Source organism: Rhodococcus sp. 1168 (genome assembly GCF_002091955.1).
GTDB lineage: Bacteria > Actinomycetota > Actinomycetes > Mycobacteriales > Mycobacteriaceae > Rhodococcoides.
In genome coordinates this window covers 1-26,038 of the sequence record NZ_MKKY01000032.1, presented here as the reverse complement: position 1 = coordinate 26,038, position 26,038 = coordinate 1, and the positions used below count along the sequence as shown (strand labels likewise).

The window sequence follows — 26,038 nt, the reverse complement described above, 5'->3', positions numbered from 1 at the left end:
CCCTGTTATCTGAACGCGCGACATTCTGTTTCGACCTGGATATAGCTTAAAATATGCTTTGGGATTGTCAAGCCACGCATAAACAATCTGACGTGCTGTTTGTGAGACCTTCATCATACCAATTGAATGTTTAAGGGACTTGCCGCTCGAAGACGATGGTGTCGGCATCCTGCGACCGCACCGACCAGGCAGGATTCGACCTCAACCAACGCTCGAACGTCTCCGCAGCACCTTCCTGCATGAATCCGTAGTACTTCATCGACTCGAGCGACTGGCGGGTCAAAATTACGTACGACGGCGTGTCGCGCTGCGACGCGTCCCAGTCGAAGGCTTCGAGTTGCTCGGCCGTCGGGAACTCGAGCATGTATTCGGGGCCGTAATAGTTCAGGGGCGCGTCGAACAGCTCGTTCGCCTCGGCCTGCTCGACGTACTTTGCCGTCGACCTGATCGGGTAGCCGGCGGGATAGAGCAGGGTGAACGTCGAGCCCGCGGGCGCCTGCGCGACCAGGTCCCGCGTTTGGTCGACCTGCGCACGATTCTCGATGATCAACGGCCACAAGCCGAAGTACCCCTGCAACCCGAAGGTCGCTGCGCCGACGGTCCCCAGAGCCGCAGCTGCCAACGCGGCACGGGCGCCTACTTTGCCCATAGTGGAACGAGCCGCCGACGGCTCCATATCCAGGGCGGCGAGCAACATCGGGGCGATCAGCAACGCACAGCCGGGAATGGCGTACAAGTACACCCGGAAGATCGCTTCGCCACCGTAGCTCTGCCCGGCGAGCAGAGCGATCGAGCCGAAGGCCATGACCATCGGCGCCCAGAACGTTTTCTTGGTTCGCCAGGCGTAGACGATCGATGCCATCGCCAGCGCGAAGACACCCGCCGACAAGGCACGGCACACCAGGGAGGTCACCTGCTTGCCCAGGATTCCCGGCGCCTGAACGTTGCTCGCTGCGTTCTCCACCGGATCGAAACCGGACAGCAGCCCGTACGGCGCAACGATCGACAACCGGGGATAGAGATACCCCAGAAGAATGATCGCCAGCGGAAACATGAGCCACCACGGTTTGGCTCGCCGCGTGACGAGCAGGACGCCGGTGACTGCGAACAGCCAGTACGGCGTCAGTTGGTGCGTGGGTACCAACGCTGCGAACGGGATGATGGCAAGGAACCCTGTAACCCGCAGTTGCGTCGACGCGAGCAGTAGCACCAGAAAGCCCACGGCCAGAACGAAACCGAGTGCCTGTGGAGCGTAGTAGTCCTGGCCGACCCAGTTCACCAATTCCGCGATCATCGCCGCGGTGATCGCAACGCGCCGCCGAGCCTTGAGAACCCGGGCGAGCGAATAAACGAATACCGCAGTCAGGATGTGAATCATCGGTGCGAAAACGTGCGCGAGGGAGAGGATCCCAAGGTTGCTGACCTCAGCGAACCACGCCGTGACCACGAAGAAGCCAGGCCACTGCGCGTAGATGTCGATCCCGTTGGGCGGCAACGCCCCGAACGCCAGAATGTATTCGGTGACGGCGACGTGCTTGTACGTCCACTCGTACACCGGAGCATCGGTCACGAGCGTGACCGTCACGCGCTGTACGAGAATGGCCACGCCGATAGCAGCAACAGCGATACGCAGCTGATGACGGCGAACCGCCGTCAGGAAAGCGACGACTACCAAGGCCATGCAGATGACCAGGACAGGACCGGTGCCGGCGGACAGTAGCCCGAACTGTGAGTAGCCGGCGCTCTCGAGCCCCGGCAGGGCAGGCAGCCACAGCACGACAGCAAGCGCAAGCAAAAGGCCGGCGACGTTGTGGCGAAGAAATTCTCGGTCCCACACGATCTCGGCGGCACCCTGTACGCGTCCGCGGATCGACTGACGGGAGAAACTCTGCCGTGCCCAGTCTTGCCACCCCCGCACCTCCGGCCATTCACTGTTCCTGCGATACCAGAGGGCAGAGGATCCGAGTTGCGCCAACGCTACGATCGCGGTGATCCAGCGCGGTGACCACTGGTAACCCCACATAGCGGCTGTCGTGACGAGAACGAAGGAAGCGAGGCTCAGGATGGGAACGGCAGCAAGTCGAGCCCGCGGCGGAATGTAGATCCACGTCAGAATCGCCGATCCGGGCCCGGTGAACACGGTCACCGCGAGAAGAGCAGCACGAATCGAGGCGGGTAGCGGTGCCATCGCCACCAACGCCGCCAATGCGGCAACAACTGCTACGTCGGCGAACCGGATGTCAGGGCGTGGCGACGTCGCCGGTCGATGGGCGAGGTCGCGTGCATCAGTCGAGGACAGGGACACGGCTCACCTCCGACAACGGTGTACGGACGCGGCCCTCGCGTCGGCTCCGACGCAATGCACCTGGACCTTTGGCGATGGACAGCAGCTCCATCCGGCCTATTCCGTCCGGCAGGTCCGCGGCGAGATCGTCCGGGGGAGAGGCGACCTTGCTCATCTTCACCGACAGGCGGACGGCGCTACCCAGCCTTCGCACTGCGACGCGTGCCGCGAGAGTCGCAGCCCGTCGATCTGTCGCCACCGTCATCAACCATGCCCCCAGCCCGAGCCCGTACCCGCGAGCCTGGACGGCGAGCGCGTCCGAATCCGCGCGATGACGATGCCACACGATCGACGCAGGCTCGTAGACCAATTGGTCCCCTGACATGAGCACGCGGAAGAACATGTCGAGGTCTTCACCGCCATTGGTCGGAGACCCGACGCCCAATGCTTCGTCGAATCCACCGAGATCGAACATGCGGTCGCGGGAGACGGCGAAATTCGCGCCCGTGCCGTACATACCGACCTGGAACGGGAACAGTGGAACGTCCGCAGGAGGATGCGCGAGGTCGTAGATCCGAGGCGTCACCGAACTGGCCCAGCCGACGCGGCGATCGAAGTAGGCCTGCGCATGAGTTCGGATCTCCCCGCTCGGGACGATCCCCGACACGCACGTCACCCGATCGCCGCGTCGGAATCCGCGGGCAATGCTCCGAAGCCACAACGAGTCGACGGCCACGTCGTCGTCGGTGAACGCCACGATGGAGTTTCGAGCGGCACGCAGACCGGTATTTCGTGCACGGGACAACCCGGCGATGGGCTCGGACACCACACGAACCCGTGGATCTGCCAGTGATCGAACGTAATCGACGGTGGCGTTCGTCGGCGACGCATTGTCGACGACGACGACCTCGAAGTCCTGGTAGTCCACCGCCAGCACCGAGGCCAACGCCCCGCGTAGATGATCGATCCGATCGCGCGTGCAGATCACGACGGAGACGGCAGGCGTGAGCGGATACAACGCAGACGCGACGGCGGGAGATTCTCCGGGATCGACGACGTCGAGTTTGCGCACCCGCTCGATGAGAGTGTCGACGCGGACGCAGCCGTCCACGATCGGAAGTTCGACGAAGCCCATCGGATCCATGCCGTGCCGAACGAGAAGCCGTGCACGTGAATACCCCTCCGCGTCCGACAGGGACAGGGACAGGGACTCGGGCATCTCGTGCTCGATGTCGACGTCGCCGATCCAGAGTGCGCCGTCCCATTCCGGTGACTGCAATCTTTCGAGCGCGGGGTTCAACACGGGGGAGATCCTTTCGATACAGCCATGGTGGTGCCGAAGAGCTTCAGTCGGTTCGGTAACGAACCCAGTCGATGGACATCGTGGCGGGGAACTTCGTCTGGGCAGTGGTCGGTCCCGGCCAGTCCCCTGCGACCGCAACGTTGAACAGGAGATAGAACGGCTTGTCGAACACCCAGTATTCGTTACCGCCGGTCAGATCGGCGGGAGTGATCGTGGAGAGAACGGTCTCGTCCATGCCTGTGACGACCTTGTTCGGCGACCGTTCGACCCAGTAGGTGTGAAAGTCCTCGGACAGCGGCTCGATCGGAATTCCCGACGTGCCCGCCTTCTGGCTGTTCACGCTGTCGGCTTGCGGGGCATGGATGCCGGAGTGATAGTTGTCGGCGGCATTGAGCGTCTCGATCACGTCGATTTCGCCGGAGATCGGCCATCCGACGGAATCGATGTCGGTGCCCAGAAGCCAGAACGCCGGATGGAGCCCTTGGCCCGCAGGCATTTTGATGCGAGCTTCGACGCGGCCGTAGGTGAATTCGAATTTGTCCTTCGTCGTCACCCGCGCCGAGGTGTATCCGCCGGCCGTGTCCAGGGCGGAGATGTCGAGGTTGCCCGATCCGTCCTGAGTCGAGTTGTCCGTGGAGTCGGTGTAGTCCTGTTTCTCGTTGTTTCCCCACCCGGTTCGGCCGGTGTCGTAAGTCCATTTGCTCGAGTCGAGAGCGCTACCCCGCGCGGCGTCGAACTCGTCGTAGACGGTGAACTCGCTGCCGTTTCCGCTCGCGTCGGATCCTTCTTTGTCCTCGCTCGGCTGCACCCACAACTCTCGATATGCGACCGTGCCCGACACTGCGACCGTTGCCGCAACTACCGCAGCGCTCAGCAGCCGAGACCAGAGCTTGTTTCTCTTCTTCGGTGGAATCGAGCCCGGAGAGGGGAGCCGGGAAACCTCGACGGTCATCGGGTCTACCTTTTGCGTCATCGACGTCCGACTGGATTCGCGGTGGCAGCGGAGGCCACGATCTTCATGCGGCGAGCCGTCGAGCGATGCGCTACCGCCAATATCACTGTTCCGGCAAGGATGGAATAGACGACGATTCGCTCGACCGCGCCGATCCCGATTCCGACACTGTGACCGCCGATGTACAACAACGTCGCGGTGAGTCCGATCCCGCCGAGAGTCGTCACGATGATAGCGATGGTGCGGCGGAGCGAGCGGTGACCTCCAGCGACGATCAACCCAAGGCTTCCCACGACGAAGAAGACGGTCGCGCCGAACGAGTGCACGCCATAGTTCATGCCCTGGTTCACAACTCCGGCGACAATGCCGCCGAACCCGGCCACGCACAGGAGAACGCCGCCGCGAACGTCGACGACGCCGGTGACCATCCACGCCGTCGCGGCGACGACGAGGGAGAGACCGAACAGCGTGATGGACACGTTGAACAACGGATACAGCGAGCTGCACGGCCAATTGCCGGTCGGCCCGCAGAACGCGACACCGAGTTCACTGACGAAGTTGGTGCGGTAGCTGTAGAGCCCGCGCCAGGACGCGGCAACGACGAACTCGACGAGAAGAATCTGCAGCACTGCCAAGCCGGCCCAGTAGCCGATCCTGGCCCACAACGATGCGTCGGGGCCCGTCGTCGGCTTGCCCTGCAGCGCTGCGCGGGCTTGTCGAAGTTGAGTACTCATGGTGGTCACTCCTGGCCGCTGAGCATAGCGATGGGATCGGACAATGCTACGTCCAAGGCGGACTGGACGGTCTCGACGTCGAAGACATTGCCGTGGAACGACGCCGACACCTGGAAAGTATCGCGGACGTGCATGGACGTGATCACGATGGAGTCGGGGAGCGCAGGTTCGCTGAGCGGATAGAACTGGCTCTTCTCAGGTTCCGTGGTCCACGCGATGCCGTCCAACTGCCGTATCCGCCCGATGTCGGAGAACGTCAAGCGTGCGTCGGCGTTCACCGGAGCGGTATCGACCGCGGTGGCAGGTAACGCCGCTCGGGTCCGCAGATACGACAGCGCGCTCAATGCCCCTGCAGCGAGCGGACGTCCACTGTCGATCGCGTGGGCGACGGCACCGTGGACCGCACGTGGGGATGCGGGATCGAGCCCATGAAAGTCGATTCCGACTGCGAAGTTCCCCAGCACCAGATCGCTCGTCGGGAGATAGCGCCTGCAATCGAACAGGAAGGTCAGCGACTGTGCGACGGAAATTCCTTGTGCAGCAATTGCATTCGCAACGGAACCGCACAGCATCGACGCCACCGACAGGTCGGGGGCGTTGCGGTCGCGCCAGGTGCGAAGTGCCGTCGGAGCACCGGCGGGTGACGTCGCCGTTGCCACCGCCGGTGATCGAGTCCACGGGATGCGTCTGGGCATCGCAGTGGTCTCCGTGGCGGTCGCCGTCGAGTCGGAGCGTGAGGAACGTAGCCGTCCGTACAGAACAGCACCGACCCTGCATGGATTACGAACAGCCCAACTGCTGAACGCCCGTGGCAGAGGGCTTTTCGCAACCGGTGCCGTCGCCCAGGCAGGGAGAGGGGGATCTTCGGAAGGATCGGCCAGGTAGGCGTAAAGCTCCACCGGCAGCAACGCGTCGCTCAATCCATGCGACAGATCCAGAAGGAGGTACTCACCGGCAAGACGGCCTCGCAGCGGGACTTCCGCGCATGCCGTCGTCGAGAGTTCGACCAGGGCATCGGCAATACCCGCTGCCGTGATCGGTGGCGCGGATTCCACCTCGACGCAGACTGCATCGGGTTCGTAGGCCCACCGCTGCGTCGACGGCGTGACCCGCAAGCCCAGTCGTGCAGCAGGGCCAGCCAAGGCCAGCGTGTGTAACCGCGCTCGGACACGCTCGATGCCACCGAAATCTGCGGGCCCGAGTCCGCCGATGATCCGAGAATCCGACCGCAACATGTCCATCGCAGTTGCCTTGTAGGTGATCGCATTTCGGCTCACTGCGCACCACCCTCCGGTGTCGGCCGACGATAGGGAGCGTGGATACGGCCAGGGTCGAAGATACGAGGCCTGGAATCGATGTGATGCGCACCGCTGGTGCTGTACTCGCGGGCGTACTCACCGTTCGCGAACTGCTGCGGCCGTTCGGCCAGTCCCGTCGGGTACGGGCGTGGCCCGGACGGGGCGGGAGGAAGCGGATCCTCCGGTGGAGGCGGGCCGTCCTGATGTGACAACAGCCTGATCCATCGAATCAACGGCACGATCAACACGAGTGCGCCGAATCCCTCGGCCGCCAGATATGCCCAGCCGACAGCCGCGATGCCGAGAGAGGACGACAGGCTCAACGAACCGATGATGATGATCGACGTCGCGATCACCTGCACCACGACAGCCAACCGCATCTTTCGTTGGACACGCGCAAGACCGTCGTAGAGGGATCCCACGACCGAGAGCGGGATGGTGAACGCAGCAAGCTGGACGATGATCGTGCCGTTCTCGCGGTACTCCGCCCCGATGATTCCCAACCCGAACGGTGCAATGAAAGCGAGGAAGAACGAACCACCCAACGCCACGATTGCGACCATCGTCATGAAACGTTTGGTCAATCGCGAGAACTGATCCGGATGCGCTGCGACCTCGGCGACGAACGGGCCGACCAGAACGCTGATCAGGATGTACAGGGCACTGACGATCGACCAGGTCAACGAGAAATACGCGTTGCTCTCGGTGCCCAACGTGGCTACGACGATCATCGGGATCAGCAGCGGAGCAAGTGAACCGAGTGCGGTGATGCCGTAGGCGGATCCGAAGTACGACCACAGCTCTCGACGCGGCGGAAGATTGGGCTCCAACTTGTAGCGCGGCTCGGTTCGCAGCGCCCGCAGGATGTGGCGAAGAACGACCACGGACGCGATGACCGCGGGAATAGCCCACGCGGCGATGATCGACGTGCTCCGAGCCGTCGCGAACAAAGCAAGAAGCAAACCGAATTTCACGACGGCATGAAAGACGTTCTTCGCCGCTGCCCAGCGTGCGACTCCGAGCCCGGACGACGTCTGATCTTGCAGCGCGAACACCGCGAGTACCGCAACGAACAGTGGGAACGTGACGACTTCGGCGGTGCTGGTGAACATCTTGTCGACCGGCGCGAGAAGGAGGAACACGCACCCGAGGACGAACGCGAACGCGGTGATCGTCAGGTAGCCGCGCACGACGAAAGACCGTGCCAGTCGGCCGGAATCGGGCAGAAACCGCTCGTACATCGAGCCCAGACTGAGGTTGGACAATGTCGAGAGCATGACGGCCGAGGTGATCACCGCGGAGGCGCTGCCGACCTCGGCCACCGGGTACAACCGGCCGGCTGCAGCCCAGAACAGCAACCCGAGGCCACCGGTGATGACGGTGGACAGCATCAAGGCCAGAGAGTTCAGTGCCAGGTTGCGGTCGGAACTTTTGCCGGTCGCAGCCGTGTCGGGTATCCGCGGGTCGCCCGGTATGTCGGGTCGATAGGGGATCTGGGACTGGCTGACCTTCTGGATCGGCATCGTGTGAGACATGAGGCCCATGTCCCAACGAACAGGTTCGAGTGGATACCACTCGAGCCGCTCCAGATTGTCGTGTCGCGGTGGTGCGATCTTCGGTGCGCGGTGTTTCACAGAGGCTGCCACCGCACAGGTACAGGGGGCGCAGGTAAACCGATCTCCATGTCGAAGGCCTCGTTCACCGCGTCGACGAGTTCTCGGCGAACTGTTTCCCGCAGATCGCGGCTGTACAGCGAGTGATCGCCGACCTCGAAGGACTTGACCGTCGTCGAACCGGATCGGGTGTCGGACTGCTTACGCAGACGACGCATTCCCTCCGGGCCGCGGTTGTCCACGAACCATGCAGTGTCCTTCGGAGACAGAAGGACAGTGGTTTTCACGTTCTTCGACTCCAACATGCGTAGTGAAATCTCCGGAACCTGGATGAGACCGCGTAAGCCGAGCCACAACCACACTCGATACGGCATCGAAGGCTGCAGGCCGTTCTTCACCCGGACGCCGACATGGTGCAGGCGATCCAATGTGGACGCGACAAAGCCTTTGTCCTCGTGCACCATCGAGGAACGTTTGACGAACTCGAGCCGTTTGGTGGTCCAGTCGAGGGTGTTCAACAGGACCACGGAATTCACGCCGAGTTCGGCTGCGGCAAAGCTGGAGTACCAGGAACCCGAGCACATCCCGGACACCATGACGTTGCGCGGTCCAGCTCCCGCTTGCTGCACTGCCGTCAGTGCATCCTGGTTTCCTTCTTCGCTGTAGAGCTCGGTGATCTCGTTGTCCGAGACCGGCCCACTTTCTCCGGTGCCGCGGCGATCGAATCGAAGAACCGAGACACCGTGGGCGGCAAGGTATCGGGCTATCTCGACCCACAGTCGAACAGGTCCGACTCGGTGTTCGTTCGCGGTCGGGTAGAGCACGAGGGTCGGCCCGCCTGTCGCGCACGACGGGGATGTGGTCCTGATAGCGAACAGTGCGTTCGGCCCGAGGGATTGTGTCGTCTCGACCACGGCATTCTCGCCGCTGCTGAATTCGGCACGATCACGCAGTGGCACGGTGACCGGCGCATCACTACCGATGAAACGGTCCGAGAGCCAACGAGCCAGATGGGTGATGTCCGCAGTGGGCATGACCACCTCGAAATCCGAAGGTTCGAGGAACAGTTCGTGATCGGAGAGCGTGCGCTCTTCGGCGTTCTGCTTCTCCACCAAGGTCCGGATGGGCTTGGCGTCGGCGCGTTCCGGGCGGGTGGCGACAAGAACAGGGCACCCGAGCGGTTCGAGCTTGGAGATATCGAGAGCGGCGAGGTCCGAGCCCACATCCGGGTGCAGAACGGCACCGATGATCGACACCCGAGCATCCTCATCGGAGTCCTGCGTGACACTGACCGAATACAGGGCACGCTGCTCGCGCAGGTAGGACCGACCGCGAACGACCGGGTCCCACAGGGCAACTGCGGTCAGTGGACCGACCTCCGAGAACGCCGCGGCACTCAGTAGCGCGCCCGCACGCAATCCGACGAGCGCCACTGCGTCGACCCCGCTTGCGCGTACGAACTGGGCGGCAGAGACGACGCTGCGGATCCACCGCGAGACGATGTCCACCGAATCCTGATCGCCGGCAGAATCTCCGGTGCCGAAGTAGTCGAACCGAAGTACGAGCAGACCCGAATCACACAGCTTCTGAGCAAGCAGTGTCAAGCCTCGATAGGAGTCGACCTGCTCCTTACCCAATGGCGGACAGAGGATTACACCGCCACGTACGCGCCCACCTTCGGGTACATGCACGGTTCCGAACAAGCTTTCCGATTCGGGGCCGAACCACGTCGAGTACTTTCCGCCGGCAGTATGCGGATGCACGTCGACATGCGAGGTGTCGGTGTTTCGCTCTGCCGTACTTCGGGTGCTCACAGGACGATCCCCTCGTTGTAAGTTGTCGTTCGCTCAGCGGGAAATGGAAGCGGGCCACTTTCGGCTGTCGAGGCCGTGGGTGCGCAACATCGCCAGTGCGATGCGCTCCATGCCGAAGCCGACGCACGCGCTGTGTGCGGGTTCGCCGTCGACCGTGGAAATCCCGAACGTGTGACCGAAGTGGTCACGGTGGCAATTGCACGAGACCACAGCAGTGCCGTCGTCGAGGTCTCCGTAGAGCTTGACGACCAGTTCGGTCTTGAGATTCTCGTTGCGCTGGTTCGCGGCCAACATGCGGCCTGCGCGTCCGAAGAACGGGTCGTTGGCGATGACGGCTTCGGCTTCGAGGCCGAGATCGGCAAGCACCTCCATACCTCGCACCACCCAGCGTTCGCGGTGCGCGATGGCCTCGTCCGGAGTGCCGACACGAACGTACTCGTGCATCCGAAATGCTTGCATCCGTGCAGGATCCACGGCCGGCTCGTGCCGGAAGCAGTAGCCGTAGATGTCGAGCAACCGGCCCTCTTCCGGAAGTACGCCCGTCATCATCGAGTACGACGGGTGGCATGCGGCCGACACGAGCATGGTGCCTGCGGATTCGAGGTGGTGATCCCAGTCCTTGCCTTCGGCGCGGTCCGCGAGCAACGAGGCATGGGCCTTGTTGTCACCGTCGAAGGTGTTGATGGCACCGGTCAGGTTGGGAAACGAGGCGATGTAGTCGGTGCGCTCGAATGCTTCCCGCGGAAAAACCGGGGGGAACCGGAATCGCGGAGCCGAGAATCCGTGCTCGGACCGTCCCGCGGCGTCGACGACCTGGTCGATTCTGTCGATGATGTCCTCGAACTCACCCGAGCGGCCGTAGAGACCCTCCACCGAGCTGGGTACGAGGAGCTCGGCGGCAACGAGTTCCTCGCGGAATCGTGCTCGCGCAGAATCGAGTTCGGAAATCTCGGTGGGGTTCGCGTGTGTAGTCATTCAGTTACCTTTGTAGACGAGCGCAAGTTGGGAGTTGTGCCCGAGAATGCGTTCGTTGCTGACCATGATGGCGGAGCCGTGCGCGTCCCGCAGGTGACGACCGATGCTCATGTCGGAGTCCTGTCGGTAGCCGGAAATGCCGCAGATCTGCAGCGCTTTGCCGACGATGTCGATGACGAGTGACGACGCAGTCACCTTGAGGTTGTTGATCCGCACCGCGAATCCGATGGCACCGAGATCTCCGGGGGAGTCCGCGATGGCCTCATACTTTGCTGCCGCGCCGAATACCGCGTCTACGAGCTGCTCGTGCACGACATACAGCTCGGCGAGCCGAAGTGCGCTCGGAGGGGTCACTCCCGGCGTGCGACTGGCGGCCTTGCGAACGGACTTGCGTGCCTTGGTCACTGCCGCATCCGCTATTCCAAGCCACGCGGCACTCCAGAGCACGTGTGCGGCAGGCAGCATCGTCTGCGCGGAGATATCGCCGTAGCTGTCACCCAGAATGTTCGACGTCGTGGCGGTTGCCTCGAGTTGGAATCCGGGGCTGCACGTTCCACGGAACCCGAGGGTGTCCCAATCGCCGGTGCGTTCGAGCACGACGTCCGGCTTCTCGCAGACGACCAACACCTGATCGCTCGGGGGACTGTCCACCGAGCGGCGAGCCGTCGCGAGGACGAACTGTGCGTATTCGCCATAAGAGATCACCGGCGCGGTTTTCGACAACATGATCCGATCGCCGTCGTATTCGACCGCGCACCCGCTGGTTCGCACGTCGCCACCGATGTTGATCTCAGTGGTCGCCGAGGCCACCAGTGGACGTTCGAGCACGAACCGACGCAGCAACGATTCCATGGCGTCGGACTTGCCGTGCCTGACGATGCTCAGAACCTGAGACTGATGCATCACGAAGATCATTGCCGAAGAGGCGCATTCTGCGCCTAGTGACCGTGCGATATGAGCGAGTTGGGTAAGGGAAAGACCGCCGCCACCGAAGTGCACGGGAATTCCTGCCTCGAGGAGGCCGGCTTGGCGAATCGCCTCCATGGACTCGGTCGGGAATCGTGCATCGCGATCGACCTCGTCTGCGAACGCACGCACCGTGGTAAGTACCTCGGACATGGTCGAGACATCGATGCCATCCCAGTAAGCGGTAGTCATGGCCCTCAGTCCGTGAGCTGTGCGACGGCTGTGGCGATGGACTCGATACTGGCGAACGTTGCCTTCTGCAGCATCGCGTCGGGGAATTCGATGTCGAACTCGTCCTCGAGAGCGATCATGACGTTGACGCTGGCATGCGAGGTGAGGCCGCTGTCGTAGAGATCGGCCGAGTCTTCGATATCCGCAGCCGGAAGTGGAAGCTTTCCGAATTTGTCCAGAACTTCTCGAATCCTGGCCACATCGGCAATATCGAGTGTCTCCATACGAACCTCCACTGAATCTCGTAACTTCCCGAGACCGGGCGGCCTCGTGTTGACCGTGGGTCTGCAACACCAGAGTGTTCCGACCCAGCAGTCTCCCCAGACCTTCCCAAACAATATAGTAGATTGTTTTGAAGCGCTGCCACGATTCGACTGATCGCTGACGGATGAGTTTCCTACCAGCGTATTCCTGAGAATCGGGCTCTCAATCGAGAGGAGCATCACGGCTCCGAGATGCCGGCTCACAGCTGTAGCGATCAATTCAGGCGTTCCATAGAAGTACAGTGAGAGCGTCGTCGGGCTAAATCAAAGGAACGTCAGTGCCGGTGAGTGGAGTCTGCGGCGTAGCTGTGGAGCCGAGCGCCGTCCGGATCTCGTACCTCAGAGACGGGCGCCGCATCGAGGATTCGATAGACGCCGAAGGAGCTCATTGGCTCCTGAACGGCAAGCTTGCCGACTGCGGACCGTTCGACGACGTCGTACTCACCGGACGCGATTCGGACGTAGTGGCCTCGCTACTGGACTCGCTCGACAGTAGTGAAACCTCCACCATTCGAATGGTCGACGAGGGTTCGGCGGTGCTCGCCTATGCGCGCTCGATCGGACGGCTCGCGACTGCGCGTGCCTTGCTGGTGCTCGACCTCGGAACCAACGGCACGACCGCGCTCACGTTGGACGTAGCAGCAGGCAAGGTCACCCAATCTCGACGCACCTCGATCCTTTCCGGTGACATCCTCGACCGGATGGTCGAGACGATCGTCATGGCCAAGGAGATCCTTCCCCCCGCCGAAGGGCCGGAAGGCGAACGCGAATACCGCGTGTTCTTCCGTGACCTCAAAGAGATGCTCAGCACGGCTGCGGGCGTCCGCGCGCCGAACAACGGGCCGGTGCTGATCACTCGCAACGACTTCGACGACGCCGCAGCCCCGCTGATCCTCCAAACACTCGCGTGGGCGGACCCGTCGCCTCCGGACGCTGTGTTGCTCATCGGCGGTGGCTCGCATATGCCCATCGTGCGGTCACTCGTCGAACACAAGTGGGTCGCCGACGTCGTCGTTCCGGATTCCCCGATGTCGGTCATCGCGGAAGGCGCAGCGCTCGAGGCCGCACCGATCGCACCCACGATGACGCTTGCGACGCTGCTGGCGGAGCATGACTCGAGCACGCCTCCCGCCGTAGTTCCAGAACCGGCTGTGGTTTCCGAGCCGGTTGTAGTTCCAGAACCAGCCGTGGTTTCCGAGCCGGTCGAGGCGGAATCCTCGACGCAGGAGGCGACGACCGCAGATACGGACATGGCACAGGCGGCGTTGGAGACAGCGCCGATGCAGACGGTACCGGTGGCGTCCCCGGTAGTGGCGGCGCCGGTGGGCACGCATACTGAGTGGAGGGCACCTGAGAAGACGGCCTCTGTTGCAGCCCTGAACCGGCCGGCCCCAAGCTGGTCGGCTCCGAACCGGTCGGTGCCGATCGAGCCCCCACCGGCATCGGTCCCCGCGTCGCGAAGCTCCCGTCGTATGCAGTGGTCGCCAAAAGACGCCTTCCGGTTCGGGGCCGTAGTCACGGCGGTTCTGCTGGTCTGGGCGATCGTCGCGTTGCGAGGCAATACAGCCCCTCCTCCCGGGATCGGAATCGATCCCGGCTCGACCCCCGCTGAAAATTCCTCGGTCGCCGAGAGTGTGCCCGCGCTACCGAGACCGATCCCGACGCCCGAGCCGGAGCCTGTGCCCGAGCCGGTGGACACCTTTGATCCCGTCGAACCAGGTGGCGATCCGGATACCGGCAACGTCGAATACACCGAGGACGGTTTCTACTACGACGACGGTTCTGCGGTCGAAGACGACTCGCTTGCGAACTGACCCAGCGCTGACGGGGCCGCGCCGCACTTCGGCCACTCACCCGGTAGCGTGACCCGATGGGGCGAGTATCGGAGTCCGACCGTCTACCGCGAAGCGAGGCAAGAGAGATGACTGTGTTGTTGGGGGTGTCCATGGGTGCCCACGCCGTGCGTATGGCTCAGCCACGCAACGAGACGGCCACTGCTCGCCTCTCTTCGACCCGTTTGCTCGAAGCCCCTCAGCAGTTGTTCTTCCACAATCAAGTCATCGACACGATCGACGATCACGTCGAGTACCTGGCCGCCGAGTCGATCAGCGCGCTGGCCGCCGAGTCCGAGCCGTCCATGACGACCGGCGTCGCGTACCGGGACGCGCATCAGGCAGACACCCTGCACCGCGCCCTGGAAAATCAGCACCTGCAGAACTACCGCCTCGTCCCCGAGGTCGAGGCTGTACTCGAATACCTCGTCGTCAGTGGTGAAGCAGCGGGTTTCTCGACCGTCGCATTGTTCGACCTGGGAAGTTCGGGTCTGAACGTCAGCGTCTTGAACCTGGCGGCCCGTCGAGTCGTCGTCACGCAGCGCTCCAGTGAGTTCAGCGGAGATCTCATCGACGAATTCCTCCGTGACAATCAGCTCGCACGCCTCGGCAAGCCGAGCGATGCCGCCGACATGGACCTGTTCGAGCGCCGGTGTCGTGTCGCCAAGGAACGCCTGTCGAGCAATGACGCGGTCTGCCTGCCCGACGAAAGCGGAATGATCCTGCTCTCGCGGGAAAACTTCGAGGCATTGATCGCCGACCACGTCGATCAGGCCATCGAGTTCGCGCGCAGTGTTCTCATCGATGCAAACGTTCCTATCGACGCGGTCGTTCTCATCGGTGGCGGGTCGCGGATCCCGCTCGTCCGTGAACGCGTCGGTCCGTCTCTGCATTTGCCGGCGATCACCCCGAACGAGCCGGAAACCGTCTCGGCCCGAGGCGCAGCCCTCTCGGCGCGGCCGACGGAGTACCCGCAGAGTGTGCAGCCCCGGACGATGCCGGCGCGCCCCGCTCCTGCAGCGCCGGTCCGGCCGGAACCGGTACGTATGCCCGCCACCGGTTTCGCTGCGCCCAGGCCCGTCGAAACGACTCCGGCCGCAGCGAACGGACGAAATAATCTACCTGCTGCAGACACGGGTGCGCGGCCGTTCTACCCGACGAAATCCCCGCCTGTAGCTCCTACGGTTGCCGCACCTGCTGTTGCTCCTGCGCCGGCCGCGAGTGAAGCTGCATCGGCTGCGCCCGAACCGAAACATTTTGCGCTCGAAAAGGTCTACTGGCTGGACGCGGACTACGAAGAGGACGACGGTGAAGACGAAGACGTGGTCAGACGACGTCGCATTCGGGCGTGGTCCGTATTCGGAGTTGCTGCTGCAGCGGTGATCGCAGTATCTGGATTCGTCGTGACGCGTCCGAACACGACCGCTGTCGTCGAAACCGCGGTGACGCAGCCGCCGGCCACATCGAGCGTGGCAGGGACGCCGTCGCCTCCGGCAGCACCTCCGGTGATTCCGGCTCCGCCTCCCCCGCCGCCCGCGGGCACCGTCCCGGAAGCTCCGGTCGTCGAACCCGAAACCGAGGTTGTCGAACCGACGCGCCAGCAAGTGACCGAGGAACAGACGACGGAGCAATCTTCCGAGCCGGAGGTCGCACCTCCGCCTCCGCCTCCGCCGCCCCTGATCCCAGGCTTGCCGGACTTCAAGCTGCCTACCTTGCCGCCGCTCTTCCCGCCCGTTCCCTGATCCAAGTTTCAGGCGACCGGATTCCGCGGGCGAATGTGCTCGAAAATCAGGATCGTCTCGGTGGCGGCAACCGCGGGATGGGCGCTGAGGTTGTCTACGACGAAGTTGCGTAGTGCAGCGGTGTCCACCGTCGATACGTGGATCAGAAAGTCCTCCGCACCCGCGATGAAGTAAATGTTCAACGTCTCCTCGAGCGCCGCTATCTGCTCGCCGAACTCGTTGATCCTTCGCCGGGCATCTGCCTGTAGTCGGACCGAGATCATGGCCTGGATGCCCTGCCCGAGGGCTTCGGGATCGATCTCGGCATGGAATCCGCGAATGACTCCGCGCTCGACGAGGGAACGTACCCGTCCCAGCGCGGTCGATGGGGCGATGCCCGCTGCCGCAGCAAGTGCATTGTTGGGCGTGCGGGCGTTGTGCCGAAGTACGTCGATGAGGATGTGGTCGATGTCGTCGAGCGGCGTCCTGCGAGCATCAGCGGTGTGCCGAACATCGTTCGGCTTGCGCCCTCCATGCCCAACACGAGCTGAATTATCCGAACCCATAGGCCCAATCTACAGAATTATGTTCACATCTGTTGGTCCCTTTTCTCTTTGTAATTCACAATTGTGGCAATCCGTCGAATCATTATTCAGGAGGCCACCATGAAGATCGGAATTCCTCGCGAGATCAAGAACAATGAATACCGGGTGGCCATCACCCCGGCGGGCGTACACGAATTGGTCTCGCACGGCCACGAAGTCATCGTCGAATCCGAAGCAGGCGTCGGTTCGTCCTTCTGCGACACCGACTTCAAAGCAGCAGGCGCGCAGATAGTCACCGAGGCTGCCAAGGTATGGGACGCTGCCGACCTGCTGCTCAAAGTCAAGGAGCCGATCGCCGAAGAGTACGCACTGCTCCGGCGTGATCAAGTCCTGTTCACCTTTCTCCATTTGGCTGCATCGAAGCCCGGCACCGACGCACTGCTCGCATCGGGCACCACCGCAATTGCCTACGAGACAGTCACTGCCCCGAACGGATCACTCCCACTGCTGGCACCGATGAGCGAGGTTGCGGGAAGGCTTGCACCGCAAGCAGGTGCCTACCACCTGATGGCCAGCGGTGGAGGCCGCGGCGTTCTCATGGGGGGAGTCCCCGGAGTGCGTCCGGCGAACGTCGTCGTCATTGGCGCAGGCGTGTCGGGGAAGAACGCCGTCGCCATCGCCCACGGCATGCATGCCGACGTCACGGTGCTGGATCTCGACGTCAAGGCGCTACGCGGCATCGACGATCTGTATCACGGCAGCGTCAAGACGGTCGCGTCCAGCGCCTTCGAGCTCGAACAGGCGGTTCTTGCAGCCGACATGGTGATCGGGGCGGTACTGGTACCCGGGGCGAGAGCGCCGATGTTGGTCTCCGACAGTCTGGTTCAGCGCATGAAGCATGGTTCGGTGCTCGTCGACATCGCCATCGACCAGGGTGGCTGTTTCGAGAATTCGGTTCCCACCACGCACGCCGACCCGACCTACGGGGTACACGAATCGGTGTTCTACTGCGTCGCGAACATGCCGGGCGCTGTTCCACGGACGTCGACGTACGCGTTGACCAACGCGACGCTGCCCTACATCTGCGCGCTCGCCGACAAGGGCTGGGAAGAGGCATGCGAGGCAGACGCAGGCTTGCGTAACGGGCTCAGCACGCACCACGGTGATCTGTTGTCGGAGAGCGTCGCGGCAGCCTTCGCGTGACTTTCCGACTGTCCTAGCGAGAGTGTCTGCCAGCCTTCTTTGCAGGCGTCTCCGACGGCTCCGGCGGTCCTCCCGGCCGGGCGAGCATGGCGGCGATGGCTGTGGTCAGCGGAACGGACAGCGCTAGCGCGATACCGCCGACCGAGGAGCGAACGATCTCGATGGCCACGGCATCACCGGTCAAGACATCCTGGATGGAGCGGCCAGTGACGCTGAACAGCAGCAGAAGCGGAAGCGCCCCACCGGCATACGCCAGCACCAGGGTGTAGACGGTGCTGGCGATATGGTCGCGCCCCACGCGCATCGCGGAGGAGAAGATCTGCCGTCGCGTCGTCGTTGCATCCGCCGAGGCGATCTCGAAAGCGCTGGAAGCCTGGGTGATCGTCACGTCGTTGAGGACGCCGAGCGATCCGATGATGAACCCAGCAAGGAGTAGTCCGCTGATGCTGACTTGTTGGATGTAGGCCTGAACGTCGGTGTTCTGTTCTTCCGAGAGCCCTGTCAGGTGGGTCATTCGAATCGCAACATAGGACAACACCGCAGCCAACACCATCGACAGGAGAGTTCCGAGGAGGGCAGAACTCGTTCGCAGGTTGACACCGTGTGCAAGGTAGAGGACGCAATACAGAATGACAGCACCGGAGACCAAGGCGACGGGAATCGCAGGTGCGCCGTCGAGAAGCGCGGGGAGCATGAACCCGACGAGCACGCCGAACGCCACGATCAATCCCAGCAGCGCACGAAATCCGCGCCATCTCGCGACGATGCAGATGACGACGGCGAACACGCCGACGATGACTGCGAGCGGCAGTCCGCGGGCGTAGTCGTTGAACGAATACTGGGTGGTTCCGGTGGGATCGGTCTGCCGGACCAGTCGAATGCTCTCACCGGTGCGGAGGTCCGGCTGGCCGGGGCCAGGAACGATTTCGATCAGGGTGCGCGTACCCGCGTTCGGTCCCGAGTCGATCGAGACGATGCTGCGTTGACAGTCGTATCCTGCGCTCGCAGGTGGCGTCGGGTTACCGGTGAACACGCGGCCGGAAGACGCGCTGCCGCAGGGGCCGATGTCTTGCGACACCACAGTTCCTGCTTCGCTTTCGACCGCGCGGCCACTGGAGGTGTTGAACGGAAGCGGAATGTCGGTGTGCTGCTGGCTCGGCCACAGTGCAATTGCGCCGCCGACGACGCATGCTCCGATCACGACCAGAAGCCCCACCACTATTCGTGCGGCGATGGGGCCGAGTGGTGCCGGTGTGTTGCTGTGTCCGTGACCATGACCGTGTGAATCCACGGTGACACAGTATCGGGGAATGGCGAGTGGTTGTGCAGCCTCGTCGGATCGAGAAGCCGCGACCTGCCCGTTTATGGAGCTCGGTGGCGGGGAGCAGGGGGGGCGTCCCCCGCCACCTTCCTGATCGCCCCGGGGGGGGTGGGCACGACCAGTGCTCGGGCACGCGAAGTGCCGTACGCCAATGTACAGATCTATAGCCGACTTGGCAGGAGCATAGAACTGTTTTGTATGTCACTTTTCAATTAATTTCCCTACTTTACAGACAACTTTGGGACTTCCGCCCGAAAATAGCGCGCTGACCAGCCTATTGCTTGTACGAAGCAAGAAAGTTGCCGAACCGCTCTATCGCCTCCGACAGATCACGCGCCCATGGAAGCGTGACGATGCGCACATGGTCGTTTCCGGGCCAGTTGAAACCGGTGCCCTGCACCACCAGAATTTTCTCCTGCAACAGCAAATCCTGGACAAGCTTCTCGTCGTCGTAAATCTCGTGCACTTCCGGGTCGAGGCGCGGAAACGCATACAGTGCACCGCGCGGTTTAACGCACGAGACGCCGTGGATCTCATTCAACTTCTTCCATGCGACGTCACGCTGCTCGAGCAGTCGGCCGCCGGGAAGGATGAGATCGCCGATGCTCTGATGTCCGCCCAGCGCCACCTGAATCGCATGTTGTGCGGGCACATTGGGACACAGCCTGGTCGACGCCAACAGATCGATACCTTCGAGGAATCCGGCAGCATGAGCCTTGGGCCCGGTGATCGCGAGCCAGCCTGCACGGTATCCAGCCACCCGGTATGCCTTGGACAGTCCGTTGTACGTCAAGCACAGAAGGTCGGGAGCAAGGCTTGCCAACGACGTGTGTTCGGCGTCGTCGTAGAGGATGCGGTCGTAGATTTCATCGGCCAACAAGAGGAGCTGATGCTTACGAGCCAGCTCGACGATGCCTTGCAGGATCTCCTTCGAATACACCGCACCGGTCGGGTTGTTCGGGTTGATCACCAAGAGAGCCACCGTCTTGGGGGTGATCTTCGACTCGATGTCCGCGAGGTCGGGGTTCCACTCGTTTTCCTCGTCGCATATGTAGTGCACGGCTTTGCCGCCCGCGAGCGTCGTCATCGCCGTCCACAGTGGGTAATCGGGCGCCGGGATCAGGACCTCGTCACCGTCGTCGAGCAGTGCCTGCATCGTCATCGTGATGAGCTCGGACACGCCGTTACCCAGGTAGATGTCGTCGACGTCGAGTTCGGGGAAGCCAGGTTCGAGCTCGTAGCGCGTGACGATCGCACGCCGGGCGGACAGAATGCCCTTCGACTCCGAGTAGCCCTGCGCATACGGCAACGCGGCAATCATGTCACGGACTATGACGTCGGGCGCCTCGAAACCGAACGGCGCAGGGTTGCCGATGTTGAGCTTGAGAATTCGATGGCCTTCGGCTTCCAGTCGCGCCGCGTGGGCGTGTACCGGGCCGCGGATCTCGTACAGCACGTTCTGCAGCTTGGTCGACTGCTGCAACGTGCGAGGTTGACGCGTCTGATGATTCGTCTGCGGATGGTTCACCCCCCTAATCTTGCCAGGTCGGTGCCCAGCACATCCAGGCATAGTGGACCAGGCCTTTCTTGTCGGTGCGGGATGCGACAATTTTCTTTATGTGCGGACGGTATGCCAGTACCCAGAGCGATCATGACCTGCGGGCAGTCTTCGACATTGCCGAGACCATCGGCGAAGAGCTGCCCCCGGCGTACAACGTCGCGCCCACGCAGACCGTACGAACCATTCTCGAGCGCGCACCCAAAGCCGAACCCGAAGCCGACGCCGTGCGGCAGTTGCGTTCGGTTCGCTGGGGTCTGATCCCGTCGTGGTCCAAGGACATCAAGATCGGAAGCAGGCTCATCAACGCGAGATCCGAGACGATCACCGAGAAACCGGCATTCAAGAAGGCAGCAGCCCGTAGGCGGTGCATCGTCCCGGCCGATGGCTACTACGAATGGGAGAAGCGCGACGGCAGAAAAGTGCCCTATTTTCTGCACTCCAGCGGGGTTCTGGAGATGGCCGGCTTGTACGAGCTGTGGCGTGACCCGACGAAGTCCGAGGAGGACCCGGATCGATGGGTCTGGTCGGTCACGGTGTTGACGGCTCCCGCCGCGGACGCGCTCGGTCACATTCACGATCGCTCTCCAGTGATCGTGCCGAAGTCCCTTCGGTCCGCTTGGCTGGACCCGGCGATGACCGATCTGGGTTCGGTCCAGGAGATGCTGGCCGCTATCCCCGAGCCCAGCTTGGTGCCTTACGAGGTCAGCTCCGCGGTCAACAGCGTCAAGAACGACAACCCTGATCTGCTTCAACCGGCCGGCTAGTTCCGTCGTTGCTGGCGCGAAGGTGCGCACGGCGCGGGGGAGGTACTCACCTACCCTGGTCGGTGTGACCCCTGCAGCGCTCCCCTTCGGTTCCTGGCCATCCCCGATTTCCGCCGTCGATCTTTCCGCCAGCGGACACCCCGTCGAGGGAGGTCGGTTCGTCGGCGATGAGGTGTGGTGGTCGGAGATGCGCCCGACCGAGGATGGGCGCACCACAGTTTGCCGCGTCGAGAACGGTGTTGTTACTTCGCTTCTGCCCAAACCGTTCAACGCACGCACCCGTGTTCACGAATACGGGGGTGGGGCCTGGACCGCGACCGACGACGGTCGAATCGTGTTCTCGGAGTTCACCGATCAACGCGTTTACATCGGCAAGCCCGGCGAGATACCGGTCCCGCTGACCCCGGCACCCGCCGTGGCGGCAGCAGTTCGATACGCCGAACTGTCGATCGTCGGCAACGAAGTGCTGGCGGTACGGGAAACTCATGACGGGGCGAACGTCTCCCGCGACATCTGTGCGATCGCCCTCGACGGGTCCGGCGTTCGATCACTGGCCTCGGGATCGGACTTCCTGGCGTACCCGCGGCTCTCGCCGAATGGGAACACGCTGGCGTTCGTCGCCTGGAACCACCCGCAGATGCCCTGGGATGGAACCGAACTCCGAATAGTCGATCTCGCCACCGGGGTGTCTCGAACCATCCTCGGCGGCACCGAGGAATCCGTGCTGCAACCGGAGTGGATCGACGACGAGTCGCTGTACGTCATCAGCGACCGATCCGGATGGTGGAACCTGTACCGGACATCCCTGGACGCAGAGGTAGTGGCGTTGCATGCAGCGGATGCGGACTTCGGCGCTCCGCTGTGGCAGCTCGGTGCGCAGTCGTACTCGGTGCTCGACGACGGAAAGCTCCTGACGGTCAGGACTTTCGGAACCGATACGCTCGGCATCCTCGATCCCGTCACCGGATCGCTCGACGACATCGACCTCGGCGGACTCATCTCCATCTCCCTCGGTGGCCGCCGCGGATCGTCCGTGCTGTTGCGCGCGGGCGGTACACACAGTGCCAGCGGGCTGAGACAGTTGGATCTCGGCACCCGCTCACTGGCAGAAATCCGCTCGGGAAGAGAGACGATTCCCGACGCCGACTACCTCCCTCAGGGCGAGCTGATGACCTTCCAGGGCCCACAGCGCGAAGTCCATGCGATCGCCTATGCGCCGCGCAATCCCGACTACCGAGGACTCGAAGGAGAGCTGCCGCCCTACGTGGCTTTTGTGCACGGAGGTCCGACGGCCCACGTAGCGCCTGCGCTCAACCCGGTGTTCGCGTACTTCACCAGCCGCGGAATCGGAGTGATCGACGTCAACTACGGCGGATCGAGCGGATACGGGCGGGAATACCGCAACCGTCTCCGCGGGCAATGGGGTGTCGTCGACGTCGAGGACACGATCGCGGCAGTGCAAGGGCTTGCCGATGCCGGTCTCGCAGATCCAGCCAGGCTCGCGATCGAAGGCGGGTCGGCAGGCGGCTGGACCGTCCTGGCGGCGCTCACATCCTCGGATGTATTCGCCTGCGGTGCTTCGTACTACGGAGTTGCCGAACTGGAAATGTTCGTCGCCGAGACTCATGACTTCGAATCACGATACATCGACAGCCTGATCGGACCGCTCCCCGACGCGATCGACCTGTACCGAAGCCGCGCACCGATCAACAACGTCGACGGATTGTCCTGCCCAGTGCTGTTGCTGCAAGGGCTCTCCGACCCGATCGTGCCGCCGTCACAGGCCGAACGATTCCGGGATGCACTCGTACGCAAAGGTATTCCGCACGCATATCTGGCGTACGAGGGTGAATCGCACGGCTTCCGCAAATTGGAGACGCAAGTTCACGCGCGGGAATCCGAACTGTCCTTCTACGGTCAAGTGCTCGGCTTCACCCCGCCCGGGATCCCTCAGCTCGAATTGTGGAGGCCCTGAGCGTCGTTCGAGTTTCGGAGCGCGCACCCTTTTTGGTAACCGGGGACGGTTGTTCACGTCCGAGCGTGGGGGTGTGCTTTGGAAAAAGGGTGCACGCTCAGCGGGCTATCGCGGTCGGCGGCGGCGACTTGGCCGCTCGTAGCGCTGCGGCTTCGATTCGTCGACGAATCTCGCCCGGCGCAGTCAAGTCCGCCCACGTCAGGCGAACCATTTGAAAACCGGCGTCGCGTATCGCATCCTCTCGAAGCTTTTCGCGCCACACCACCTCGTGTGCGGTCGAGTCTTCGGGGACCAGTCGTCCGTATTTGATCTTGCCGTCGAACTCACACGCCGTCGTGATAGCTCGGAGATAGAAGTCGACACGCGCGATCGATTTACCCCGCACCACAATCGAAGTCTGCAGCTCGGGAAGGTAGCCGAGTTCGGCCACTGCCACTCGAGTTCGAGATTCCCCGACACTTTCCGCGCGACCGTTCATGAAGTTGGCAACCCTCAACCCGGCGGCGTTCCCGGAATGCGTCGGGCGCAGATCCAGTGCGTTCACCACCTCGGACGAGGTCAGACGGTGTAAGCGAGCAGCTTCGTCGGCCGCGCACACCGCAGCCTCGAACTTTTCGGAGCGCGCGATATCGGCAATGGTTCGTCCGATACTCGTCACGCGAATACCGTCGACATCCACTATCTCGTGCGGGTGGTAAGGCGAACAGTGCAGGACGCGAACCGAACTCGTGCGCGCTCCACTTCTGCGATTGCGTGTGACGTGCACTTTCCTCAAAGGCAGGCCCCACACCGACAGGCCATGGACGACGGCCGCCGAAACGTGACTGAGCACGGCATCGGGGGTGCGAGCAGCGCCCAGTACTGCCTCGGCGATCACGCGGTGCTTGTCGACGGCACCGAGCGCGTCGAACTCGTCCCGGCTCACGAACGCCCCTGGGCGCAAACGTTTCCACGATTCGGTTCGGCAATAACGCTGTAGTTCGGAGTCGGTAATTCCGCGGGTGAGGGCGTCTTTCCGGCGAACGATTTGGGTCACGTGCTCATAGTCGTCAGCGATGCAGTTCAGGGCAATGGCCTGTGTATGGACCTGTGGATAACGCGAGCGCGCACCCCTTTTCACAAGCAAACCCCCTTTCTCTCGGAAGTTGTCAACCTGTCCGAGACAGGTTGGTGTTGATCCCGGTGGGTCCGGGAAGGTCAGGGGCACAGGGTGCTGCGCGATAGCGTTCGGGGTGGTTGGCGTAAGCCCGGTCGAGTGCACGCTGGCGTCGTTGCTGAGTGTCAGCAGCGATGCCGGTGTGCACCTGATGTGGTGTGTGCCGTCCGAGTCCACTGTGGCGGTGTTCAGTGGCGTAGCGATGAAGAAACTCTGTTGTCCATGTGCGGGCGTGCTCGATGTCATCGAAGTGCGGTGGGCAGTTGAGGTCGTATTTGATGGTCTTGAACAATGACTCCGAAAACGGATTGTCATCGCTGACCCTCGGTCGTGAATACGTCGGGACGACGTTCTCGGCGACGAGAGATCTCACCAGAGCATCCGAACGCATGACTGCACCATTGTCTGCGTGCACTCCGTTAGGTGCCCCGAATCGTTCGATAGCGCGGGCGAACATCGCTACCGCCAGGGCAGAGTCTTCCGAGTATTCGACACGCCAACCCACCGGATAGCGGGAGAACACATCTATGACCAGATACAACCTGTATCGATCCTGGGTCCGTGGCCCCCGCAGTTCGGTGACATCCCAGGACCACAGTTCACCGACGTCGCCGGCGTGCACGATCGGCTTGCTGCGATGTTGGACGAGACCGCCGAGCTTGCTGCGTCGACGATCACCGACCAACCCCTGTTGGGCGGCTATCCGGTAGAACGTACGCTCGCTGCAGTCAATTTTCTCGGCATCGAATGCACGCCAATATGTTTGAACGACAGACAGATCGGCGTAGTCGTCAGCTTCGAGGACTGACACGATCGCAGTCCGTTCGGATGCGGTCAGTGCTGCTGGTTGGTGTCGATCCTTGTGCGGTGTCGGATCGACGACAGGGCGGTAGTGGGAGTAGTTGCGTGTTATTCGGTAATAGGTGGCGCGTGCGATACCGACCAATTCGCATCCGTCACGGACACCGACGTCAGCTCCCACGAGCGCGCCGACGAGGGCGATCAGGACAGTTTGTTGCGCTCGAGCCACCGTGCGTATTCGTTCGCGCTCAGCAGTGTTACCGGAATCTCGGTCGGGTCCTCGTTCGGTGAGCTCGTGGTGATTCCTTCCAAGAGCTCGTACGCTTTTCCCAGGATCTCTTGCACCGCCTCGCTCTGGGCGAGTTTGTGTTTGAGTTCGCGGTTCTCTTTACGGAGTCTGTTGAATTCGGCGCGGTCGAAGTTCTCCATGCGGCGTAGTGACCTCTTTTCTGCGGCCGGAGCCATCTGTGCTTCGTATTCTCCCTCGTCTCGGCTCCGAAGCCAGTTCCGCACGGTCGCTCTGGTGAGGTTGTGCTCACGCATCAGTCGAACCTTCGATCCGTGGTCGGTACACAGATCCCACTCTTCGACGAACGCGATCCGAAACGCAACCGGAAACGTGCGCCCGCCCGTGCGGGTGCGTCCGATCTCGATGTCGATCACAAGCAACTCGATTCCCCGCCTACTTTGCCAGGATGTGTCTCACGATCATCCTGGCAAAGAACG

Annotated in this window: 21 protein-coding genes; 5 read left to right on the top strand and 16 right to left on the bottom strand. The window is 62.6% G+C overall.

Annotated features, from left to right (window positions below; translation table 11 throughout):
- Positions 1–130: 130 nt before the first annotated feature.
- Genes BJI47_RS04100 through BJI47_RS04055 form a run of 10 tightly spaced genes read right to left on the bottom strand, consistent with a single transcriptional unit; the run spans position 131 to position 12,394 of the window.
- Positions 131–2,305 (bottom strand): hypothetical protein, encoded by a 2,175-nt coding sequence (locus tag BJI47_RS04100; RefSeq protein ID WP_088942535.1) that lies wholly within the window; start codon positions 2,303–2,305, stop codon positions 131–133.
- Positions 2,286–3,587, bottom strand: coding sequence for a glycosyltransferase (locus BJI47_RS04095; protein ID WP_254900367.1), 1,302 nt, complete (start codon positions 3,585–3,587; stop codon positions 2,286–2,288). Before BJI47_RS04095 ends, BJI47_RS04100 begins: the two co-directional genes overlap by 20 nt.
- Positions 3,588–3,630: 43 nt before the next feature.
- On the bottom strand, positions 3,631–4,539 hold the full coding sequence (locus BJI47_RS04090; protein ID WP_088942534.1) for a glycoside hydrolase family 16 protein: 909 nt from the start codon (positions 4,537–4,539) through the stop codon (positions 3,631–3,633).
- 17 nt (positions 4,540–4,556) lie between these two features.
- A complete protein-coding gene (locus tag BJI47_RS04085) occupies positions 4,557–5,273 on the bottom strand; it encodes a hypothetical protein (RefSeq protein WP_125458656.1) in 717 nt (238 codons plus the stop codon).
- Between the two features lie 5 nt (positions 5,274–5,278).
- Positions 5,279–6,550: a hypothetical protein gene (locus BJI47_RS04080; RefSeq protein ID WP_088942532.1), complete on the bottom strand. Its 1,272-nt coding sequence runs from the start codon at positions 6,548–6,550 to the stop codon at positions 5,279–5,281.
- Entirely contained in the window at positions 6,547–8,205 is a 1,659-nt protein-coding gene (locus BJI47_RS04075) for a lipopolysaccharide biosynthesis protein (protein ID WP_088942571.1), read from the bottom strand. Before BJI47_RS04075 ends, BJI47_RS04080 begins: the two co-directional genes overlap by 4 nt.
- Positions 8,202–9,998 (bottom strand): hypothetical protein, encoded by a 1,797-nt coding sequence (locus BJI47_RS04070; protein ID WP_254900366.1) that lies wholly within the window; start codon positions 9,996–9,998, stop codon positions 8,202–8,204. The genes BJI47_RS04075 and BJI47_RS04070 overlap by 4 nt, the downstream gene beginning before the upstream one ends.
- A 33-nt stretch (positions 9,999–10,031) precedes the next feature.
- On the bottom strand, positions 10,032–10,973 hold the full coding sequence (locus tag BJI47_RS04065; protein WP_088942531.1) for an amino acid--[acyl-carrier-protein] ligase: 942 nt from the start codon (positions 10,971–10,973) through the stop codon (positions 10,032–10,034).
- The gene (locus tag BJI47_RS04060) at positions 10,974–12,131 is read right to left on the bottom strand and encodes an acyl-CoA dehydrogenase family protein (RefSeq protein WP_088942530.1); all 1,158 of its coding nucleotides are present in this window, start codon (positions 12,129–12,131) and stop codon (positions 10,974–10,976) included.
- Positions 12,132–12,136: 5 nt separating this feature from the next.
- Positions 12,137–12,394: an acyl carrier protein gene (locus tag BJI47_RS04055; RefSeq protein ID WP_088942529.1), complete on the bottom strand. Its 258-nt coding sequence runs from the start codon at positions 12,392–12,394 to the stop codon at positions 12,137–12,139.
- 323 nt (positions 12,395–12,717) lie between these two features.
- Here BJI47_RS04055 and BJI47_RS04050 point away from each other — a divergent pair, with 323 nt between their 5' ends.
- Positions 12,718–14,247 (top strand): hypothetical protein, encoded by a 1,530-nt coding sequence (locus BJI47_RS04050; RefSeq protein WP_139804845.1) that lies wholly within the window; start codon positions 12,718–12,720, stop codon positions 14,245–14,247.
- 107 nt (positions 14,248–14,354) lie between these two features.
- Positions 14,355–16,007 carry an Hsp70 family protein gene (locus tag BJI47_RS04045; protein ID WP_088942527.1) on the top strand — a complete coding sequence of 551 codons (1,653 nt, stop codon included), beginning with the start codon at positions 14,355–14,357 and terminating at the stop codon, positions 16,005–16,007.
- Positions 16,008–16,015: 8 nt separating this feature from the next.
- Here the strand turns inward: BJI47_RS04045 and BJI47_RS04040 are convergent, their stop codons facing one another.
- On the bottom strand, positions 16,016–16,552 hold the full coding sequence (locus BJI47_RS04040) for an Lrp/AsnC family transcriptional regulator (protein ID WP_088942526.1): 537 nt from the start codon (positions 16,550–16,552) through the stop codon (positions 16,016–16,018).
- Positions 16,553–16,651: 99 nt separating this feature from the next.
- On the opposite strand from BJI47_RS04040, the gene ald reads away from it, so the two are divergent.
- Complete coding sequence (gene ald, locus BJI47_RS04035) at positions 16,652–17,734, top strand: alanine dehydrogenase (protein ID WP_088942525.1); 1,083 nt, start codon at positions 16,652–16,654, stop codon at positions 17,732–17,734.
- Between the two features lie 13 nt (positions 17,735–17,747).
- Here ald and BJI47_RS04030 read toward each other — a convergent pair whose 3' ends face one another.
- A complete protein-coding gene (locus BJI47_RS04030) occupies positions 17,748–19,025 on the bottom strand; it encodes a YibE/F family protein (protein ID WP_088942524.1) in 1,278 nt (425 codons plus the stop codon).
- 304 nt (positions 19,026–19,329) lie between these two features.
- Entirely contained in the window at positions 19,330–20,583 is a 1,254-nt protein-coding gene (locus BJI47_RS04025) for a pyridoxal phosphate-dependent aminotransferase (RefSeq protein ID WP_088942523.1), read from the bottom strand.
- A gap of 89 nt (positions 20,584–20,672) precedes the next feature.
- Between BJI47_RS04025 and BJI47_RS04020 the strand changes: the two genes are divergently transcribed.
- Together BJI47_RS04020 and BJI47_RS04015 are read left to right on the top strand one after the other, a co-directional pair.
- Entirely contained in the window at positions 20,673–21,380 is a 708-nt protein-coding gene (locus tag BJI47_RS04020; protein ID WP_088942522.1) for an SOS response-associated peptidase, read from the top strand.
- A 64-nt stretch (positions 21,381–21,444) separates the two neighbouring features.
- A complete protein-coding gene (locus BJI47_RS04015) occupies positions 21,445–23,355 on the top strand; it encodes a prolyl oligopeptidase family serine peptidase (protein WP_088942521.1) in 1,911 nt (636 codons plus the stop codon).
- Between the two features lie 97 nt (positions 23,356–23,452).
- On the opposite strand, the gene BJI47_RS04010 is transcribed toward BJI47_RS04015, so the two are convergent.
- The 3 genes from BJI47_RS04010 to BJI47_RS04000 form a co-directional block, all read right to left on the bottom strand.
- A complete protein-coding gene (locus BJI47_RS04010) occupies positions 23,453–24,391 on the bottom strand; it encodes a hypothetical protein (RefSeq protein ID WP_088942520.1) in 939 nt (312 codons plus the stop codon).
- A 112-nt stretch (positions 24,392–24,503) separates the two neighbouring features.
- Positions 24,504–25,541, bottom strand: coding sequence for a DDE-type integrase/transposase/recombinase (locus BJI47_RS04005; protein WP_217808503.1), 1,038 nt, complete (start codon positions 25,539–25,541; stop codon positions 24,504–24,506).
- Positions 25,514–25,975: a hypothetical protein gene (locus BJI47_RS04000; protein WP_176224659.1), complete on the bottom strand. Its 462-nt coding sequence runs from the start codon at positions 25,973–25,975 to the stop codon at positions 25,514–25,516. Before BJI47_RS04000 ends, BJI47_RS04005 begins: the two co-directional genes overlap by 28 nt.
- Positions 25,976–26,038: the final 63 nt, after the last annotated feature.

What these genes read in the sequence shown, in the direction of transcription:
- BJI47_RS04045 (WP_088942527.1), top strand. Translation starts at nt 14,355, where the DNA reads ATGACTGTGTTGTTGGGGGTGTCCATGGGTGCCCACGCCGTGCGTATG.
- ald (WP_088942525.1), top strand. Translation starts at nt 16,652, where the DNA reads ATGAAGATCGGAATTCCTCGCGAGATCAAGAACAATGAATACCGGGTG.
- BJI47_RS04040 (WP_088942526.1), bottom strand. Translation starts at nt 16,552, where the DNA reads ATGGGTTCGGATAATTCAGCTCGTGTTGGGCATGGAGGGCGCAAGCCG.
- BJI47_RS04065 (WP_088942531.1), bottom strand. Translation starts at nt 10,973, where the DNA reads ATGACTACACACGCGAACCCCACCGAGATTTCCGAACTCGATTCTGCG.
- BJI47_RS04020 (WP_088942522.1), top strand. Translation starts at nt 20,673, where the DNA reads ATGTGCGGACGGTATGCCAGTACCCAGAGCGATCATGACCTGCGGGCA.
- BJI47_RS04085 (WP_125458656.1), bottom strand. Translation starts at nt 5,273, where the DNA reads ATGAGTACTCAACTTCGACAAGCCCGCGCAGCGCTGCAGGGCAAGCCG.
- BJI47_RS04060 (WP_088942530.1), bottom strand. Translation starts at nt 12,131, where the DNA reads ATGACTACCGCTTACTGGGATGGCATCGATGTCTCGACCATGTCCGAG.
- BJI47_RS04090 (WP_088942534.1), bottom strand. Translation starts at nt 4,539, where the DNA reads ATGACCGTCGAGGTTTCCCGGCTCCCCTCTCCGGGCTCGATTCCACCG.
- BJI47_RS04055 (WP_088942529.1), bottom strand. Translation starts at nt 12,394, where the DNA reads ATGGAGACACTCGATATTGCCGATGTGGCCAGGATTCGAGAAGTTCTG.